The sequence below is a fragment of the Staphylococcus sp. GDX8P114P-2 genome (genome assembly GCF_017892945.1).
GTDB classification, from domain to species: domain Bacteria; phylum Bacillota; class Bacilli; order Staphylococcales; family Staphylococcaceae; genus Staphylococcus; species Staphylococcus arlettae.
This window is the reverse complement of the sequence record NZ_JAESMB010000031.1, coordinates 19607-37391: the sequence shown is the minus strand read 5'-3', so window position 1 is coordinate 37391 and position 17785 is coordinate 19607. Positions and strand designations below refer to the sequence as shown.

The window sequence follows — 17785 nt, the reverse complement described above, 5'->3', positions numbered from 1 at the left end:
GTTCATGGACAAGTAAAAAGAATCATTGTTCTTGTATCTGTCGGATTTTGATACACATCCTAATTTTATAAAAGTATTTTATTATAAAATCACATATGAATCCGACGTATTTTAGCGAGATTCTTGAGGGAACAGGAGAAACTGAAGACTTCACACTAAGACAGTGTACGAGTAAAGCATGTACAAAAACTACCCACAAGATCGGAAACTTCTTCTGTAGCCTCTTATTTTATTGTCAGTAAAATCTTAATTATTAGTTATCCTAAACGCTTTTTATAGATTGGCAGGGCTTTGGGACGACTCTTGCGGGAATAGCACTTGCCGAAGACTACAGGCTGAGGCAGTGCCCGCGGAAAGCGTGCACAAAAACTGCCCACAACTCCTAAACACAAAATAGCACTCAGGTGACTTGAATTAAATCATCTGAGTGCTATTTTTCTGATATTTATGTCATAAATTTTTATATTAATTATCAAACTCTAACTTAAGAGATGGTGTAGCAATAACAAAATCTTTTTTCAATACACTAGCTTTTAACTTGTCAGTAGTTGCTAATTCATACGTCCAACTATTTTTTGTTGGTTTCTGTGATAAATAACCAGTAACAAAGCTATCTTGATATAACAATGAAGCCATACCAGTGCTCAATATATAATTGAATTCAATTGGTTCGATTGTCACAGTTAATTTGCCTTTTGTTGTTACTTTTAACATGTTTGTTAATTCATTTTCTGTTAAATAGAACGATAAATTATCAAAGTCTTTCGTAAAATATGGCGTAAATCGATAATATTTGCCATTTTGTTGCACGATAGTACTTGTTTCTTTTGCATAAGGATATTTATTACGTTTGTTCCCTATACGTTTATCAATAGTCATATTACCTATACGCATTTCTAAAAATGCATCCCAAACCTTTTCTTTTAATAAATAAGGTACGACATCATTTAATTGCGTTGTAAACTTGAAGTTAGTTTGATTGTTCACTGTTAATGGAACATACACAATTCCCTTTTTATTACGTGATACCAATTTAAGTTGTAACTGATTGGCAATTTGGTTTGGATTAATCATTGATTTTAAAAATGTTAATTCTAATGAAAATTGTTGATCGTCAAAGTTGAATTGCGTCATTTTTATGTCCGGTTTAGTAACATTTTCAAAATCAAAAAACGGTTCATGTTGTGCAAACTGTATTTGCAATAAATTTTGGTTTGCTTTGAAGTTATAATAGTGACCATTGCGATAACTTTCTTCCACTATTTGATAATGGTCAAAATCTTTTTGTCGTGCATAATACAATAATGGACGGGTTGCAGCATTTACCAACGCATCTACTTCTTTCGGCACTCTTAAAATAAAGTCACCTAAAGCTTCAATCCATTGTTGTTGCTGTTCAGCTTTAATATTGAGCGAAAAGTTTTTTGTACGTGAAAATGAAAAATGTCGATCTATAAATTTAGCTAAAATTTCATTCGTGTGCTCTAAATTACGCTGTAATATTTCATCAACAATTAGTGACATCACTTGGTAAAATTCATTAGGTGCAACATATGCTGAACTCATATGTTCACCTTCTCTTTTCGTTGCATAATAATATGATTTGTCCGCTAAAACTGCTATTTTCTGAGCGTTGATATACGCTTTCATTGTAAATAACTGGTCTTCAGCACTCTTTAATTCTTCTGGGAAATAAATGTTATTATTACGCAATAAAGACGTACGATAGAATTTAGTTGGGCTTAAAGTATAAATAATACGTGAATCAAGCAAAGTAACTTCGTCTCGTGTTTCTTGGAACATCGACTTCGGTACACCTCTACCATTAACGCCTTCCATACGAACTAAGACAACGTCCGCATTATTTTGATTTACAAATTTTGACACATCCAATAATGTATCTTTGTGGATATAATCATCTGAATCTACAAAGAAGACGTATTCCCCTTGAGCTAAATCAAACGCTGTATTTCTCGGTTTTCCTGGTCCACCAGAGTTTTGATCTAGTTGATCGACTATTAAATTCAATTTCTTTTTGTAAGACTCGACGAGTTTAAGTGTATTATCTGTCGAACAATCATCTACTACAATAACTTCAAAATCTTGTTTATTTAATGTTTGTTTAACCAAACTATTCATTAATTCTTTAATGTATGCTTCTGAATTATATGTCGGTACTATTATTGAAAATTTCATGTTACAAAGTCACCCCTAATTTAAAAAACTGAAGATACACAATAATATAATACATCGCTTACTGGTGTATACTATTGTTATCCTCAGTTTATATTATAAAAACACCGTCTACTAACTGCCAAATAAGTTACGAACTAAGCGTTCACTAGAACGGCCATCTTGATATTTAAAGTGTTTATCTAAGAATTTTGGTACTTTTTCTTGTTCAAAATCTTCGTTATCAAGCGCGACGATTAAATCGTCAAATGATTCCACAATTTTTCCTGGAACAAAAGTTTCATACGGTTCATAAAAGTCTCTAGAAGTTATATAGTCTTCAAGATCAAATGCATAAAATAGCATTGGTCGTTTGAACACTGCAAACTCATAAACTAATGAAGAATAGTCACTTATCAGTATGTCTGTAACAAATAGTATATCATTTACTTCTCGGAAGTCTGAAACATCTATAAAATACTCTTGATACTCTCTAGGAATTGTTAACTTATTTTTAACAAATGGATGCATTTTGAATAATACAACTGCATTATTCTCTTTACAATAACGTGCAAATCGTGCAAAGTCGATTTTAAAGAATGGATAATGCGCAGTATGATGTCCATTCCCTCTAAACGTTGGCGCAAATAAAATTACCTTTTTGCCTTCTATTATTGGTAATGTTTCTTCCATTTCAGCTACAATTTGTTGTTCGTATGTTTTATCAAATAAAATATCTGTTCTAGGAACACCTGTAGGTATAATATTTTGTTCTTTAATACCAAAAGCTTCGCCATAAAATGGAATATCTGTTTCAGAAGAAACAAATGCTTTAGTGTAGTTACGGTGATTCACAGAATTAAAGAATGGACCACCTTTTTTACCAGTACGACTATAGCCAACTGTTTTAAATGCACCGACTGCATGCCATACTTGAATAATTTCTTGGCTCTTTCTAAATTTCACTGTATATAATAACGGATGGAAATCATCAACAAATATGTAGTCAGCTTTACCTAACAAATATGGGAACTTAAATTTATCAATAAAATCACGACGTGCAGAAATATTAGATTTAAACAACGCATGTATATTATACGTTTTATCTAAATTTTGTCGTAACATTTCATTGTATACATATTCAAAATTACCAGACATTTCAGCACGTGAATCTGAAGTGAAAAGTACAGTGTTTCCTTTTCTCAAATGGAAAAATTTAGAAACTCCAAATATGGTTTTAAATATAAAATTACGTATATTAAATGATATTTTGTTGTACTTCAAACGATACTCTTTTATTTTTTGTTGTATTAAACTCTCTTTTGGTTGAGGCGCCTTAAATGAAATATCAATAACAAATTCATTTACTTCACTAGAAATCATAGGTGTTACCGTATAGGTTGTTTTTTTAGAATTACCACCTCTTTTAAACACATGTTTGAAATATTCTAGTAAAAAGTTATTTTTGCCATTTTTCGTTTCTAACTCTTCATATTTTTCGATGTCTGTTTCATCTAATTCATACTGAGTAGGATCTAGAAGCTTATGATTAATGTTAGCTATATAATCATATTCTCCACGGTACACAAGCAAATATTGCCCAGATGATAAATAGTTGCCATCATTCAATATAGCAACATTAAAACGTGCTTTAAATGTTTTTCCGCTAATCTCTACATTATTTGCAGGCAACACTTTGGTTTCTGTTAAATTTCTTAGGATAAAATTACGTTTATTTAGCTCTTGTGTAGCATTTTCTACATGTCCTTCAATAAAAAGCTGAATACGCTCCCAATATATATCGTCAATGATTATCTTCGATTTACTCAATTTTAAAATCCTTTCTTATGCAATTGCATGGTCGTGTGCGTTACTTTGCAATATTTCAATATTACATCGTCCATTTTATAACAGTTTTCCCCCATGATGTTGATAAATCCTGTTCAAAAGCATTAACTGCATCATTTATCGTTTTAACTTCAAATTCATTTCCTTTAAGCAGCGATAATTTATCTACTACATCTGGATGTGCTTTATAAAAGTTCGCGACATCTTGAAAATCTTGTGCACCGCTTCTACTACTTCCAATCATTGTAATACCCTTTTCGAGTACAAGTCGGGTATTAATTTCAACTGGATATTCACTGACACCCAAAAGCGCAATACTGCCTTCAGGTGAAATTAAATCAATTATTTGATCAATGGCAGATTGACTTCCTTTACCACCTACACACTCGAAGCCATGATCAAAAGTTACATCTTCTGGCACATTATGAATATGATATACTTGCTCCACAAATGAAAAATGGCTCAGCTTAAAATCAGTTTTACCAAATACATAGATTTTCGCTTCTGGGTATAATTTATGTAATAAGATGGCAGTTATATAGCCTAAATTACCATCACCCCATATACCAAAGCTATTTTTATTTTTTATTGATTTTCGTTCAAAACGTTGAATCGCATGCCAACTTACTGAAACGAGTTCAGAGTAAGCAATCGTACTTAAATCAATATCATCTTCCACTGCAACAACACGATCGTGGTCTAAAAAGACATAATCCTGCATAAAACCATCATAACCACTCGATCTAAACTTACTACTTGGCAAATAGTTTTCCGCAATGACTTCATCTTCTTCGACAGGCATATTTGGCACCATTATAACTTTAGTCCCAATTTTATACTCGCCTTTACTATCATAAACAACTTCGCCTACACCTTCATGAATTAAAGACATAGGTAGTTTTTTTTCTAGCACAGTTTGATTTCTACTACCTGTATAATAGCGTTGATCTGCTGCACAAATTGATAAATATAACGGACGTACAATAACTTTGTCACGTGTTATATCCTCATTATTATAAGTAACTTCAATTTGTCGTGGTGCCACTAATTGATACACTTGATTAATCATATATCATCCCACCCTTAATGATAGAGTTTGCTACTTTAAGATCATAAGGTGTTGTTATTTTAATGTTGTATAATTCTCCTAATACTAGGTTTACTTTTTTGTTAGACACAACTAATATTTTGCAAGCGTCTGTGAGAATTTTTTTCTCATCTGCACTTAGCTCATTATAACTATCACGTAATAAATTTATATTGAAAGATTGTGGCGTTTGCCCTTGATACATCTTATCTCGAACAGGGATTTCATCAATTACCTGTCCACCTTCAGATGTGATGATAGTATCTGTTGCTGTTATAACTGTATCTACTGCGCCATATTTAATAACATTATCAATATTTTCTTTAATAATACGTCTTGTTAAAAATGGACGCACTGCATCATGAGTAACAATTACATCTTCGTCTGTAATTTTATGGTCTTGTTCTATAACATTAATTATACTCATAATGGTTTCATTTCGATCAGAACCACCTTGTACCACTTCTACACGCTCATCTGTAATATGAAATTTACGTAATGTATCTCGTGTATGTGAAATCCATTTTTGAGGCGTAGCAATGTATATTTTATCGAACTCACTCGTTAATAAAAATTTTTCTACTGTATGCACAATGATTGGCTTCCCATCTAAATCTAAAAATTGTTTTGGTAACGGAACATTCCCCATTCTGGATCCGACGCCACCTGCTAATATACCCGCATATATCATATGTATTTCCTCCTCTGTAATAATTCATTTAAGTAAACTATCAAACATGTATACCGAAAGCTACTTGTATTTTAACTCCATATATACCTTCCATGTCCTACCTAGACAGTTATTTTGTTCAAGTGACTCAAAGAAATTTAAGTTGTGTTAGGCTTGTGATTATCATCATCATACCAATTATCATTTTTCTTTGCTAGTTATATCCATTTAATTTAAACCTATTTAAATGGTAACTATTTACTATTATTAAAGCATAGATACTGGTTTCACTTGTAATTGAATAATTGACTCACCTTATATGTCAACATCTCGATTAACTAAATATACGTTATACTATTCCCGATATTTATTAAAATAAAAGTTGTTCAAATAAAAAACTTCTATCGCACTAACCATTCGGTTTGTACGACAGAAGTCATTAAAGTCTATATTATCTGTTACCTACGTCTTGTCCTATTTCAACAGTCTTATCATTTTTATTGTAAATGACACCTTGTACACTGCCAAAGTTTGGATCATTACGCTTTTCTTCTACACTATATCCAAGACTTTTGAAGACATTAATATCTTCATCACTCATAGCATTTTCATAAAATACAGTAGATCCATCATTATAAAATCTCGGTTTATCGATAGATTCTTGTAAAGTCCCATCACCTCTTAAGTAATCAACCAACACTTCATTAAGCGTTGTAGGTATTTTGTTACCACCAGGTGTTCCTATACCCATATAATAATCGGATCCCACCACGATAGAAGGTGCTGTGTATGACCGTGGAATCTTATGCTTACCATGGAAGTTAGGACTATTCGGGTTGTTAGAGAAGTTAGACAATGAATTATTCATATAGAAACCTTGTTTCATATATTTACCTGAGCCAAAGAAACTAGATAGTGTGTTTGTTGTACTAGTCATTTTACCTTGCTTATCTACTACAACAAAATGAGTTGTACTCGTGTTATCTATATTATTTGTATTGAAGTCACTACCCATACTAGTATTCATATTCAACTCATTTAATTTACCAAGTAAGTAATCTTGTGATAAATATTCATCATAATCTTGATCTTGTCCATTCACAATGTCTCTATTGCGATACATTAAAGCACGTGATTTTAAAATACCTGTAATATAATCGGTACGATTTTCGGGTGTTGTAGCATTACCAGTTGCTTCATCCACTTTTAAACCTTGTAACATTAATGTCCCACCTAATGGGTTAGAGGCAGAGTATATTTTATGATTTAAGTACGTCGTACTCACCGGTTCTTTCTTTTCAGTTTTATAACTTTCAAAATCTTTTTCTGTTAATTTATCATCTAATTGACTGGATATTTTATCACCAATTTCATCATAAAAATATTCTGGGCCATTGTCGCGAATACCTTTTAAGGTTTTAGCTAACTCCGGTTGTTTGATGACATCACCTTCGCGTTTTGTTTTTTCATCATCAAAGAAAGGAGAATCTCTATCAACATCAGAACCATAAAGTTTCAAACTTCGTTCTAATTCTGAATCTACTTCAAAACCTTCTTCGGCTAATGGAATAACATGATTTAAAATATCTTTTTCAGACATTTTCCCAGCATCTTTATGTACTGTATGCATGCCATCTACAAATCCTGGCGTACCAATTTTATCCCCTTTTTTATATTTAAAAGAAGAGATATCTTTATATTGCCACTGTTTAGGTGGTACATTTTCTTGTCCATCATAATACAACATGGCACCACCGCCACCTAAACCAGAAGAGTGAGGCTCAGTCACCGCCAATGCATATGAAACACCTATTGATGCATCAACTGCGTTACCTCCATCTTCAATAATTTTATTACCCACTTTGGTAGCAATAGGATTGTTTGACGCTACACCATACTTCTTATTCGCATTTGTTTGGTTATGATCTGCAATTTTATTTTCATATAATTCATCTTTATCATAATTATCTTTTTTGGTAATCATAAAAAAGAGTATCGATATAAGCATAGTTAAAATCAATATGACGATGAGTGTTTTCTTATTGTATATACTCATATTAGCTTGCCCCTTTAGATAAATATTGATGGTGTTTAGCTTCTAGTTCGTTTTGTTCATATTTATCTAAACCTTCATTGGCATTTGCAAACACAATCATCAAGAAAATAACTAAAATGATTGAAATTACCGTAATACTTAACCAATTATTTTTTAGGTTCATAATGGTAGCCTCCTTTCTCTTTTTTAAGATTAATAGTGTCACTTTCAAGTGTGTTTAATAATTTCTTTTCTTCTACCTTATTTGGATTTGCTTTAGAAACTTTTCCAGCTTTCGAACGTAATGGGGTTACTTTAAAGTCTGATGTTTTACCATTCCAATTTTGTTGTACTGCTAATCCTTGTTGGTTTTTTGAAAGGAAGTTTTCAGATGTTACGTTACCTAAACTGTAGAAGATATCAGTATCTTTATATTTTTCAATTTCTTGTACTACTGTATTATGGCCGATAATAACATCTGCACCAGCATCTGCTAACGCGTGCGCATATTTTTGTTGGCGTGTTGTTACATGTCTTTCATCTGGTATCCCCCAGTCAACATTAACTACAACATAATCATTTTGTTCTTTTAATTTCTTGATTAACGGTATAAATATGCTTGGTTCTAAACTAATTGATGTTGTATTTTTTAATGTATCACTGTAATCTGACTCAATATCAGTAAAGGAGACATTAGCTACCTTTTTACCTTTAATATCTTGTTGTACTGTTTTACTATTGATTGGATTAGAACCATTCCCTGTTAAGAAGTTATATCCTGTCTGTGCTTCAACTGCTCTTTGTAAATCTCGTGCTTGCACGTTATCTAATGTTTCATTTATCAAATTAACACTTTTCATATTCAATGATTTCAAATACATGATATTATCAATATTTTCTTGCATATTCACTTTTTGATCATCTGAAAATTGGGACAAATGTAAACTAGTTGTTGAATAATCACTTCCTTTCAAGATATCTTTAACTGCACCAAATGTGTCATTTAGATTATTTTTTCTGATATGGTCATTCATATTGATATTTCCTAGATAAGTCATCCTTAATTCATTATTAGGTTTAGCCATTACTTCTACTGGTGTAATTTTTTGTGCTTTCATAGCAAATATCAATAACACTACAGCAATAATCAAAATAATTGAAGTGTACATCAAATTATATTTTTTATGCCGCTTCGTCCATTTCAGAACACGTTCATCTATTGTAAATCGTTTTGATTTCTTCATATTCCATGCTCCTAACTAGTTGATAAAGCTGTAAAAGAATAGGATGACATATGTAATACATGTCAGTAACATACATGTAGATAATGTGATAATTGCACCTTGCTTTTGAATTGTATTCGCAATAATGCCAGGAATTACCACCCCTATGCCGGACATTTCAACCATCTCAAAGGGGGTTATGGGGTACATCAAGTCAAATATAAATTTCAGTACCATACCAGTTAAAATCATTGCCGCAAACTTCCTACGGCCGTATAAAATAACCACCCTACTAATTCCATGATTGACTATAAAATATGTAATACAACTGATAATTAATACTGATAATAACATTATCGGTTGATCGAAAATTAACGCTAGATAACCAGGAACAACTAAGCCCGCTGGACTAATACCAAATTTTTCTGCAAATAGTAGACTTAAGACGATGCCTACAAACAATGAAAAGTATAACTCTGAACCTATCATATTATTTTATCCCTTCTATGAATTCTGCTATTTTTTTACCTGGGCCATGAATATTACCCACACAGAACACTAACGCATTTTCACATTCTTGATATAACGCTTGTTCTATTTCTTTAAAGTCACTACCTTCAAAATTCAAATAATTTTTTTCTGGATATTGTCGCATCACATCAGTAACCATTTGCGTACTTTTACCTGTACAAATCAACGTATCAAATGGCACATCTTCGATAAAATTTTCAGCAAATGCTTTTGTTCTATCCACCCTATCCGCACGACAATTCAAAATAATAATCCGTTTACTATATGGATAGTTATAAGATTCAATTTTATTTAAAATAGCTTTAGTTGATTGTGGTTCGTTGGCTGCAAAAGCGTTAACATAGACATTAGTTGTTTGATTTGCATTGAAATATTTCACTTCAACTGCTCCAGAATCTGGCGGTGCATCTAACATACCTTGTAGTGCTACATTTCTATCTATACCTAATGCCTCTGCAACTCCCATAGCAATCGCAACATTATCAGGGAAAACTAAATAATCAAACTCTCTTAAAAATGATTCAGGTACTTCATCTTTATCTACAACAATAAGTTTCGTTTTACGTCGTTTCGCAACTTTGGCGAAATATTCCGTATAGTCATCTTTCATGACAACAAGATGTCCTTTATACGGTATGGTTGCTGTAAATGCCTCAGCAACTTCCTTTAATGTAGGCCCTAACACATCCATATGGTCTTCCATCACATTCACAATAACTCCAATATTGGCTTTTACCAAATCCCTTTGGAATGTGATTTGATAGTCTGGGTTAACCGCCATACATTCATTTACGAGTGCGTTCGCTTTTTGTTTTACTACTTTGCGAATAATATCACGTTGCTCACCTATATTAGCCCCTTGTGGCTTTCTATATACCGGATATTCTCTTGGTGTAAACCAATACAGCATACGTGCATCTGTGCCAGTAGTTTTACCAATGACTCGATATTGATCTTCACGTAATGTTCCATAAATTAATCTTGTAATAGTGGATTTCCCCCTAATACCATTAATATTAATTCGAACCGGGATTTTGGATAATCGCAAGGAATGTTTCTTTTTTTCTACAATTCCTAACCATAATATTAAGCCAACGCAAATGATGATAAGTAACAAACTTAGTCCCTCTCTTCGTTAAACACAGTAATTGTATTGCTTTTATTTTAAGGTGAAAAATTAATTGCCGACGGTATAAACGACTTCGTGAAATATTTAAATCGTAAATAATTAATTTCTACCATCTATTAACGCTATGCTACCATGCAGTTATTTAGCTAGTTTTAATCGTATAAATTACAAGTAAATAAATTGTAAAGTTAAATTTACAATTCCATTTAATATCTTATCAACACTAATTTAATACGACTTTAATAATCATTCAAAAAAATGAAAATATTTTTTTAATTTTTAGAAGGTAAAATATAAAGCAATAAAAATTTACTTCAAGAAATATAATTTTTACTAGATTTTTACAATCAATTAAAGTTCACGTGTTACCTTTAAGTTGAAACATATCATATACTTATTTTGGAGGTAAACATGAATAAATCTGTAAAGTTAGCTGTTGCAATTTATCTTGGTGCAATTCTAATTGTTTGTGGTGGTTATTTGATTATGATTTTAGTCGGCAGTGTCCAAGGAAATGATATGCGAGGTTCTGTTTTGGATGCGGATAACACAAAAAATATTGAAAACATCGATTACAATGAAAGTGCAACTAAGAAGACTAGTGTTAAATTAAATGCTTTGCCTTCGACTATTGAATTACCAAATGAAGTAAAAACTAATATTCAACAAAATACAACGGCGTCATTCAGTCAGCCTGCTTAAAATATGATATAAACATTCCAGTTCATAATATACAAAGTATTGAACGATTCCTTTTATTTTATATTTATGATTATTTTTCTATATACTAGTAATCAAAGGTTAAATTTTATAAAACAAAGGGGATTTTTATATGAGTAAATTTAGTGAAAATGAAAAAGTTCAAATTTTGAGAGATTTAGTAGAAATTAAATCCGTAAATGACAATGAGCTGGAAGTATGTAACTACTTACATCAACTGTTTTCTCGTTATGGTATAAAATCTGAAATTATTAAAATAAATGACACGCGTGCGAATCTTGTAGCTGAAATTGGTTCAGGTAGTCCTGTCTTAGGTGTTTCTGGTCATATGGATGTCGTGTCAGCTGGTAATGAAGAGAAATGGACGTATGATCCTTTTAAACTTACTGAAGTTGATGGGAAATTATACGGTCGTGGCTCTGCTGACATGAAATCTGGTTTAGCTGCTTTAGTAATTAGTATGATAGATATTCATGAACAAGGTTTATTAACCCAAGGTACACTCCGTTTACTCGCTACTGCTGGAGAAGAAATAATAGGTGAAGGTGCGAAAGCATTTCACTCAAAAGGTTATATGGATGATGTTGAGGCACTATTAATTGCTGAGCCTTCCGAAGATCGTATTATTTACGCACATAAAGGCTCTATGGATATTCGTGTCAGCTCTAACGGCAAAGCGTCACATAGTTCTATGCCTGATTGGGGCTTCAATGCCATTTCTCCATTAGTAGCATTCATCTATAAAGCAGAAGAACAGTTTTCACAATTTAACCAAACTAATGATTTATTAGGTAAACCCTTAATGAATGCCACATTATTCAGTGGTGGTACTCAAGTAAATTCTATACCTGAATACGCTGAAACTGAATTTAATATTAGGACGATACCTGAACATGATAACAAGCAATTTATATCCTATTTCAATGATATTCTAAAACAAATCGAAACAACTCAAACAGACATTACAATTGATACTTATATGTCTAGACCTCCTGTTTATACTACAGGTGACAATAAGTTAGTGAACTTAGCATATGAACTGGGCCAAACGTATTTAAATACTGATTTAGAAACATTAGCTTCTCCTGGCGTTACTGATGCTTCTGATTTATTAGTAGGTAAAGATGAAAACTTCCCATTTATTATGTATGGACCAGGTTTAATAACTCAAGCACATCAAGTAGATGAGCATGTGGACAAAGAAAAATATTTAACTTTCATTAATTTATATACAGAATTTATTCCACGCTATTTATCAGCACATTAAGACACAAAATAGGTGACTGTTTTTGAGACGCTATAGTTTGCGTCTTAACGACAGTCACCTTTTAATATATTATAACTATAAAATTATTGCGTTGTTGCGCAGTCTCACCTTAAATTTAATTGTCGCAGTTGAAACTGCTTTGGTGTTTCTTGATAGTGCGCTTTAAATGCTTTAATAAAATAACTAGTTGTGGCAAAACCACAATTCATGGCAACTTCTGTCACAGAGTATGTTGCTAATAACAACTGTTCTTTACTTTTTTCTAAACGATAGTTTAATAAATAGCTAAATGGTGTGTAACCTACATATTTTTTGAAGAGCTTGATGGTCTCTGCTTTGCTCATATGTATGTGCTCACTTAAATCAGTTAATGTTATCTTATGATGATAATTTTGTTGCATCAATGTTATCAAGTGTTTTATACGATAATCAAATTGATAACGCTGTTGATTCACATGTTGACCCATGTAATCGTATAACCATTTTAAGCAATTATAATAGTAGTTTAATATCGTTAGTTGATAATGTGTAGACTGTTGATCATACGTTTGACCTGCATTTTTAATAAAACTAAGTATATCTTCATATTTAGTTTCACTTTGACGAAGTACAATATATGGTATGTGCTGGGTATGTTGCAAAATATAATCTACATATTCAAATTCTACATATTGACTTATGTGAGGTAACTCCACATTCCAACAGTAATATTCAGTATATGGTTGTTGTTCAGCTATTTCATGGATAATATTAGAATTAATAAATATCCCGTCTCCTGCATTCAAATAATGCTTACTTCCACTAATGTGTACTATCAATTCACCTTTTATGACATACATAAATTGTAATGCGTGATGCCAATGTAAAGGTATATAACCAAACATAATATCTGTCATCACATTATGCAGTATGACATGTTTCCATTGCTTATCTGGATAGTGTATTAATTCTTCTTGTTGTTCATTTATAATGATTGGCTCCGGCATGACCTCACCTCAATATTTTGCTATTTTCGACTCATTTTTAAGTATTTTATCAAAAAATATCTGCTTATAATATAATTAACTTACATGATTGGAGATAAATGATGTCATATTTTTTTACTAAACGATTTCTTGGCATTTGTTTTGCTATTATTGGTGCAACATTTTGGGGGCTCGGAGGTACTGTATCTGATGAACTTTTTCGTCATCATGGTATTAATATGAACTGGTACGTCACGGCTAGACTAACCATTAGTGGAATTCTATTATTGTCGTTATATAAGCTTATGTATAGACGTCACTCACTATTTGCTATTTTCAAAAACAAATCAACCTTACTTGCATTGATGTTATTTTCAATATTGGGCATGTTGTTGGTTCAATATTCATATATGGCTTCCATCAATTATGGTAATGCTGCCGTTGCAACGTTATTACAATATATCGCGCCAGTCTACGTGATTATTTGGTATGTAATACGCAAAAAAGAAGTTTTGCAACTGTTTGATATTATTGCCATAGTATTAACTTTAACCGGTACATTTTTATTGTTAACGAATGGATCTATTAGCCAAATCGTTGTGGCCCCACCAAGTCTTATATGGGGTATAATTTCAGGATTATCGCTTGCCTTTTATACAATATATGCACCTAGACTGCTTAATAGTTTTTCTCCCATTTTAGTTGTGGGTTGGGCTATGATGCTGTCAGGTATACTCATGAATTTTCAAACACCTATTTGGCATTTCAACTATGAGAGTTTAAATTTTGCTACGATAAACTACTTACTATTCGGTATTATTGCTGGAACAACTATTGCTTTTTTCTTTTTCATCAATAGTTTGCAATATTTATCTGCCAAAGAAACTACGCTATACGGTACTATCGAACCAGTGGTAGCAGTAGTTGCCAGTGTTTTATGGTTAAAAATTCAATTTTTGCCATTCCAGCTTGTTGGTATGTTGTTAATTTTAATTTTGATAGTTATACTATCATTAAAAAAACAGCCTGACAGCTAAGAAAAATAAGGATTCAGTTGAACATTAGTAAGTTCACTGAATCCTTGTTTTTCTATATGTCTTAATTCTCTTAATCATATATCCATACTAGCTCATTAAGTAGTTTAATCTTAATGTTTACTAATAATATTTTTTAATTTTACTAATAGTTGTTGTCGTTCTGGTATAGGGAATATTTGATGAATATGGAATAACTTATAACCAGGTAAAAAGTCATGCGTAATATTTTGTTCATTTAACATATTGGACAATTTGACTGCATCCGGGTACAGTGTTTCTTTAGTTCCTATTGATATTGTAATATGACCTAAATCTGCTAAATCGCCATTAATCGGAGATACTTTCCAATTGCTGAGTGGTAAAGAGTCAGCCCATAATTTTAAGAAAAATTTACTGCCATCAATACCTAACATAGGATCTATATGTTCATATAATCTTGCTTGTGGATTACTAAATGTTGCATCCAACACTGGTGATAATAATACTAAATTGCTTGGTTGCGGTAATTGCAATTGTTTCAAATATTGCGCAAACGATAGCGTAAGTTGGCCACCAGCCGAATCACCCATTATCGTTAGTTGATGTGAATGTTCTACTTGATGCAACATCTTACTATATAGTGCCTCCAATAAGTCAAAAGTATCTTGGTAAGTCCCATGAGGTACCTTAGGATATATCGGCATAATGACTTTAGCATCCATTGTCGATGCTAATAAATCTATATATTCAAAATGTTGCTTTAATGGATTTTGGAACCATGCACCACCATGTAAATATAGTATAACGGGTTGCTGACGTGATTGTTGTTGATTAATCACATATACCGTCGAACCATGAACTTGTTCAATTAAAACTTCATTATTAAAATCATAGCTTGTCCCTTTATAAGGTGCTTTTGTCGTATTTTCAACTTGCTTTAAAGCTTGTTGAGCCGCTTCTACTGTCATAAAAGTACGTTTCATATTCGTTATACGAAACATCATTTCATATAAAAAACTAGAATAACTCCTTTTCTCTAGTATTTTAGCGTAACCGTAAGATGCTAAAAATGTTGCACTAGTAATAGCTATTAATTTTTTTATCATACATAAACCTCCATACAAACTATTACCTTTATTTTAACTAATTTTGCGATCAAATATTAGTCAAACCCCTTTAACGTTACTAAATACTCTCTATCACTTCACTCATTTGCCCTTCTAACAGTTTTGCCATATATAATTCATCATGATACAAACCATCCATATAAACTGATTCACGTTTTATACCTTCAATTTTAAATCCAATTTTTTCATAAAAATTGATAGCTGGGCTATTATAAGTAATAACCGTTAATTCTAAACGTCTTAATCCTCGGGACATAGCCCATTGTATACTTTCATTAAACATTTTTGTGGCAAATCCTTGTTGATGAAAATCTTCCATTAGTCCTGTATGTATATAACCAATATGTTTGATTTTTTTAATTTCACTAATATGAACAGATAAATAACCAACAATAGTATTATCATTTTGCTTTACACCGATATAGTAATTTTCTGCTAAATCTTGATATAGATTCGGAGATTCGAAAGTTCTTTCATCTGGCAAGTACAACATGTATTGTGATTCTTGATCTATTTTCTTCATACAATGATATAAGTTAATAGCTTCGTCTGGTGTTATACGTTCTATTTTCATCGTTAACCCCCATATTCTATTTGATAATACTTATATCATACATGATACAATTCAATTGTGAAACATTATATTTATTTTAGTGATGACCTGTAGTCGCAAAGGGAGTGGGACAGAAATCTGATTTTGAAAAAAAGATTTCGTTGTCCCACCCCGGCAAGGATGACTAGTATTGTAAAAAGCTTGATTTGAAGCGCATTTTCAATGCATTCACCTACTGCCAATATGAAAAGAGACTAGGACGAATCTATTTTGTCCTAGTCCCTACACTATATACACATAGTTTGAATTTTGTAAAAAAATAAAATGATTATAACACTTTCTCTAATGCTCTAAACTGTTATACATTAAAGATAATTGCTTTTCAAATTGTTGCATATCAATAAACCTGCCTTGACGATGCATTTCTTTGCCATTTAAAAAAATCAAATCTACAGGTACTGTAAATATTGTAAGTTCTCCTGCTATAGCTTCAACTTCACTTTGATTAATGATACCAAAAGCGACATTGGGATATTCACTAACTACACCTTCTATTTGAGGTAGCACTGCATGACAAACACTACAATTGTCTCTCATTACATGAACTACAGCAATTTCATGGTTATTTATAAATTGATAAAATGCTGTAACTGAATTTAAATTTATCGTCATTTCTTACACCTTCTTTTGTCAGCTATATTTTGTGAAACATTCATGACTTACGGTACAACTCACATATGCTTTCAGCGCAGCGGATTTTTTCAAAATAAGTTATGACATCTCACTTTAGTCATAAGTCTTTTGCGACTTTGGAATAAACACAGCACGTTCACTATTACCCGGGTAATAATATCCATGAGGCACTGTTTGTAATTCTATCAAACTCCCCCATGGAGTTTTAATGTACACAGTTTGATTATCTGCTGTGTCTTCGTATTTAGTATTGCTATGAGGTTCAGAAATAGGCTGTCCTCCCGCTTTTTTTACACGTTGCAATGCAGCTTCAAAATTATCAACATAAAATGAAATATGCGTAAAACCGATATCTTGTAATTGCTGTGCTGGTTGCTGTTGCGCATTTTCAAACTCGAACATTTCAATATTAGGTCCATTACCAAAAACCATCATACGTTTTTTGACAATTTGAGCCCCCGGTGTTAACCCAAGCACATATTCCACAAAACTTCCATCTCTTGGTGGTTCTAATTTTGTTTGGCTATCATATGCGATTTGTCCTTCTAACGCATCAGTAAAAAAACGTGTCGCATCATCAATATTAGGTACTGTCAAACCAATATGATTTATTCCTCTAGTTATAGACACCTTTAACACCTCTATCATCAAAGCTTGATTAATCTTACATTTTACCTTTATTTAAATCACATTACAGTTCAATTTCATTAAGCAAACGTCTAACTTATTATAGTTTTCTTCTATTTAAT

Annotated in this window: 17 protein-coding genes; 3 read left to right on the top strand and 14 right to left on the bottom strand. The window is 32.1% G+C overall.

Annotated elements, in window-relative coordinates; genetic code table 11:
- Positions 1-465 precede the first annotated feature (465 nt).
- From KA845_RS12825 to pgsB, 9 genes are all read right to left on the bottom strand, one after another.
- Positions 466-2196: a glycosyltransferase family 2 protein gene (locus tag KA845_RS12825; protein WP_167867826.1), complete on the bottom strand. Its 1731-nt coding sequence runs from the start codon at positions 2194-2196 to the stop codon at positions 466-468.
- A 111-nt stretch (positions 2197-2307) separates the two neighbouring features.
- On the bottom strand, positions 2308-4002 hold the full coding sequence (gene tarL, locus KA845_RS12820) for a teichoic acid ribitol-phosphate polymerase TarL (protein ID WP_210128185.1): 1695 nt from the start codon (positions 4000-4002) through the stop codon (positions 2308-2310).
- 61 nt (positions 4003-4063) lie between these two features.
- Positions 4064-5089, bottom strand: coding sequence for a ribitol-5-phosphate dehydrogenase (locus KA845_RS12815; RefSeq protein ID WP_021459590.1), 1026 nt, complete (start codon positions 5087-5089; stop codon positions 4064-4066).
- Positions 5082-5798, bottom strand: coding sequence for a D-ribitol-5-phosphate cytidylyltransferase (locus tag KA845_RS12810; protein ID WP_002509560.1), 717 nt, complete (start codon positions 5796-5798; stop codon positions 5082-5084). Before KA845_RS12810 ends, KA845_RS12815 begins: the two co-directional genes overlap by 8 nt.
- 430 nt (positions 5799-6228) lie before the next feature.
- Positions 6229-7833: a gamma-glutamyltransferase gene (locus KA845_RS12805; protein WP_107374072.1), complete on the bottom strand. Its 1605-nt coding sequence runs from the start codon at positions 7831-7833 to the stop codon at positions 6229-6231.
- 1 nt (position 7834) lies between these two features.
- Positions 7835-7996 (bottom strand): hypothetical protein, encoded by a 162-nt coding sequence (locus KA845_RS12800; RefSeq protein WP_002509562.1) that lies wholly within the window; start codon positions 7994-7996, stop codon positions 7835-7837.
- Positions 7980-9056, bottom strand: coding sequence for a CapA family protein (locus KA845_RS12795; protein ID WP_103388555.1), 1077 nt, complete (start codon positions 9054-9056; stop codon positions 7980-7982). The genes KA845_RS12800 and KA845_RS12795 overlap by 17 nt, the downstream gene beginning before the upstream one ends.
- Positions 9057-9071: 15 nt before the next feature.
- A complete protein-coding gene (gene pgsC / locus KA845_RS12790; protein WP_021459592.1) occupies positions 9072-9524 on the bottom strand; it encodes a poly-gamma-glutamate biosynthesis protein PgsC in 453 nt (150 codons plus the stop codon).
- 1 nt (position 9525) lies between these two features.
- Positions 9526-10683 carry a poly-gamma-glutamate synthase PgsB gene (gene pgsB / locus KA845_RS12785; protein ID WP_002509565.1) on the bottom strand — a complete coding sequence of 386 codons (1158 nt, stop codon included), beginning with the start codon at positions 10681-10683 and terminating at the stop codon, positions 9526-9528.
- Positions 10684-11106: 423 nt separating this feature from the next.
- Between pgsB and KA845_RS12780 the strand changes: the two genes are divergently transcribed.
- Both KA845_RS12780 and KA845_RS12775 read left to right on the top strand, forming a co-directional pair.
- Complete coding sequence (locus KA845_RS12780) at positions 11107-11397, top strand: hypothetical protein (RefSeq protein WP_021459593.1); 291 nt, start codon at positions 11107-11109, stop codon at positions 11395-11397.
- Between the two features lie 130 nt (positions 11398-11527).
- Positions 11528-12682, top strand: a complete 1155-nt coding sequence (locus KA845_RS12775) for an ArgE/DapE family deacylase (RefSeq protein ID WP_002509567.1) — start codon at positions 11528-11530, stop codon at positions 12680-12682.
- A gap of 104 nt (positions 12683-12786) precedes the next feature.
- On the opposite strand, the gene KA845_RS12770 is transcribed toward KA845_RS12775, so the two are convergent.
- Positions 12787-13668 (bottom strand): AraC family transcriptional regulator, encoded by an 882-nt coding sequence (locus KA845_RS12770; protein WP_002509568.1) that lies wholly within the window; start codon positions 13666-13668, stop codon positions 12787-12789.
- A gap of 101 nt (positions 13669-13769) precedes the next feature.
- Here KA845_RS12770 and KA845_RS12765 point away from each other — a divergent pair, with 101 nt between their 5' ends.
- Entirely contained in the window at positions 13770-14684 is a 915-nt protein-coding gene (locus KA845_RS12765) for a DMT family transporter (RefSeq protein ID WP_021459594.1), read from the top strand.
- 110 nt (positions 14685-14794) lie between these two features.
- Here the strand turns inward: KA845_RS12765 and KA845_RS12760 are convergent, their stop codons facing one another.
- The 4 genes from KA845_RS12760 to KA845_RS12745 form a co-directional block, all read right to left on the bottom strand.
- The gene (locus KA845_RS12760) at positions 14795-15769 is read right to left on the bottom strand and encodes an alpha/beta hydrolase fold domain-containing protein (RefSeq protein ID WP_002509570.1); all 975 of its coding nucleotides are present in this window, start codon (positions 15767-15769) and stop codon (positions 14795-14797) included.
- 79 nt (positions 15770-15848) lie between these two features.
- A complete protein-coding gene (locus KA845_RS12755; RefSeq protein ID WP_103388553.1) occupies positions 15849-16364 on the bottom strand; it encodes a GNAT family N-acetyltransferase in 516 nt (171 codons plus the stop codon).
- Positions 16365-16685: 321 nt separating this feature from the next.
- Entirely contained in the window at positions 16686-17015 is a 330-nt protein-coding gene (locus tag KA845_RS12750) for a thioredoxin family protein (RefSeq protein ID WP_103388552.1), read from the bottom strand.
- A gap of 114 nt (positions 17016-17129) precedes the next feature.
- The gene (locus tag KA845_RS12745; protein ID WP_103388551.1) at positions 17130-17666 is read right to left on the bottom strand and encodes a VOC family protein; all 537 of its coding nucleotides are present in this window, start codon (positions 17664-17666) and stop codon (positions 17130-17132) included.
- Between the last annotated feature and the right edge of the window lie 119 nt (positions 17667-17785).

Excerpts from the sequence above, each read along its gene's own strand:
- KA845_RS12800 (WP_002509562.1), bottom strand. The coding sequence starts at position 7,996 with ATGAACCTAAAAAATAATTGGTTAAGTATTACGGTAATTTCAATCATT.
- KA845_RS12805 (WP_107374072.1), bottom strand. The coding sequence starts at position 7,833 with ATGAGTATATACAATAAGAAAACACTCATCGTCATATTGATTTTAACT.
- KA845_RS12760 (WP_002509570.1), bottom strand. The coding sequence starts at position 15,769 with ATGATAAAAAAATTAATAGCTATTACTAGTGCAACATTTTTAGCATCT.
- KA845_RS12775 (WP_002509567.1), top strand. The coding sequence starts at position 11,528 with ATGAGTAAATTTAGTGAAAATGAAAAAGTTCAAATTTTGAGAGATTTA.
- KA845_RS12815 (WP_021459590.1), bottom strand. The coding sequence starts at position 5,089 with ATGATTAATCAAGTGTATCAATTAGTGGCACCACGACAAATTGAAGTT.
- KA845_RS12780 (WP_021459593.1), top strand. The coding sequence starts at position 11,107 with ATGAATAAATCTGTAAAGTTAGCTGTTGCAATTTATCTTGGTGCAATT.
- KA845_RS12755 (WP_103388553.1), bottom strand. The coding sequence starts at position 16,364 with ATGAAAATAGAACGTATAACACCAGACGAAGCTATTAACTTATATCAT.
- KA845_RS12750 (WP_103388552.1), bottom strand. The coding sequence starts at position 17,015 with ATGACGATAAATTTAAATTCAGTTACAGCATTTTATCAATTTATAAAT.
- pgsC (WP_021459592.1), bottom strand. The coding sequence starts at position 9,524 with ATGATAGGTTCAGAGTTATACTTTTCATTGTTTGTAGGCATCGTCTTA.
- KA845_RS12825 (WP_167867826.1), bottom strand. The coding sequence starts at position 2,196 with ATGAAATTTTCAATAATAGTACCGACATATAATTCAGAAGCATACATT.
- KA845_RS12765 (WP_021459594.1), top strand. The coding sequence starts at position 13,770 with ATGTCATATTTTTTTACTAAACGATTTCTTGGCATTTGTTTTGCTATT.
- KA845_RS12810 (WP_002509560.1), bottom strand. The coding sequence starts at position 5,798 with ATGATATATGCGGGTATATTAGCAGGTGGCGTCGGATCCAGAATGGGG.
- KA845_RS12770 (WP_002509568.1), bottom strand. The coding sequence starts at position 13,668 with ATGCCGGAGCCAATCATTATAAATGAACAACAAGAAGAATTAATACAC.
- KA845_RS12795 (WP_103388555.1), bottom strand. The coding sequence starts at position 9,056 with ATGAAGAAATCAAAACGATTTACAATAGATGAACGTGTTCTGAAATGG.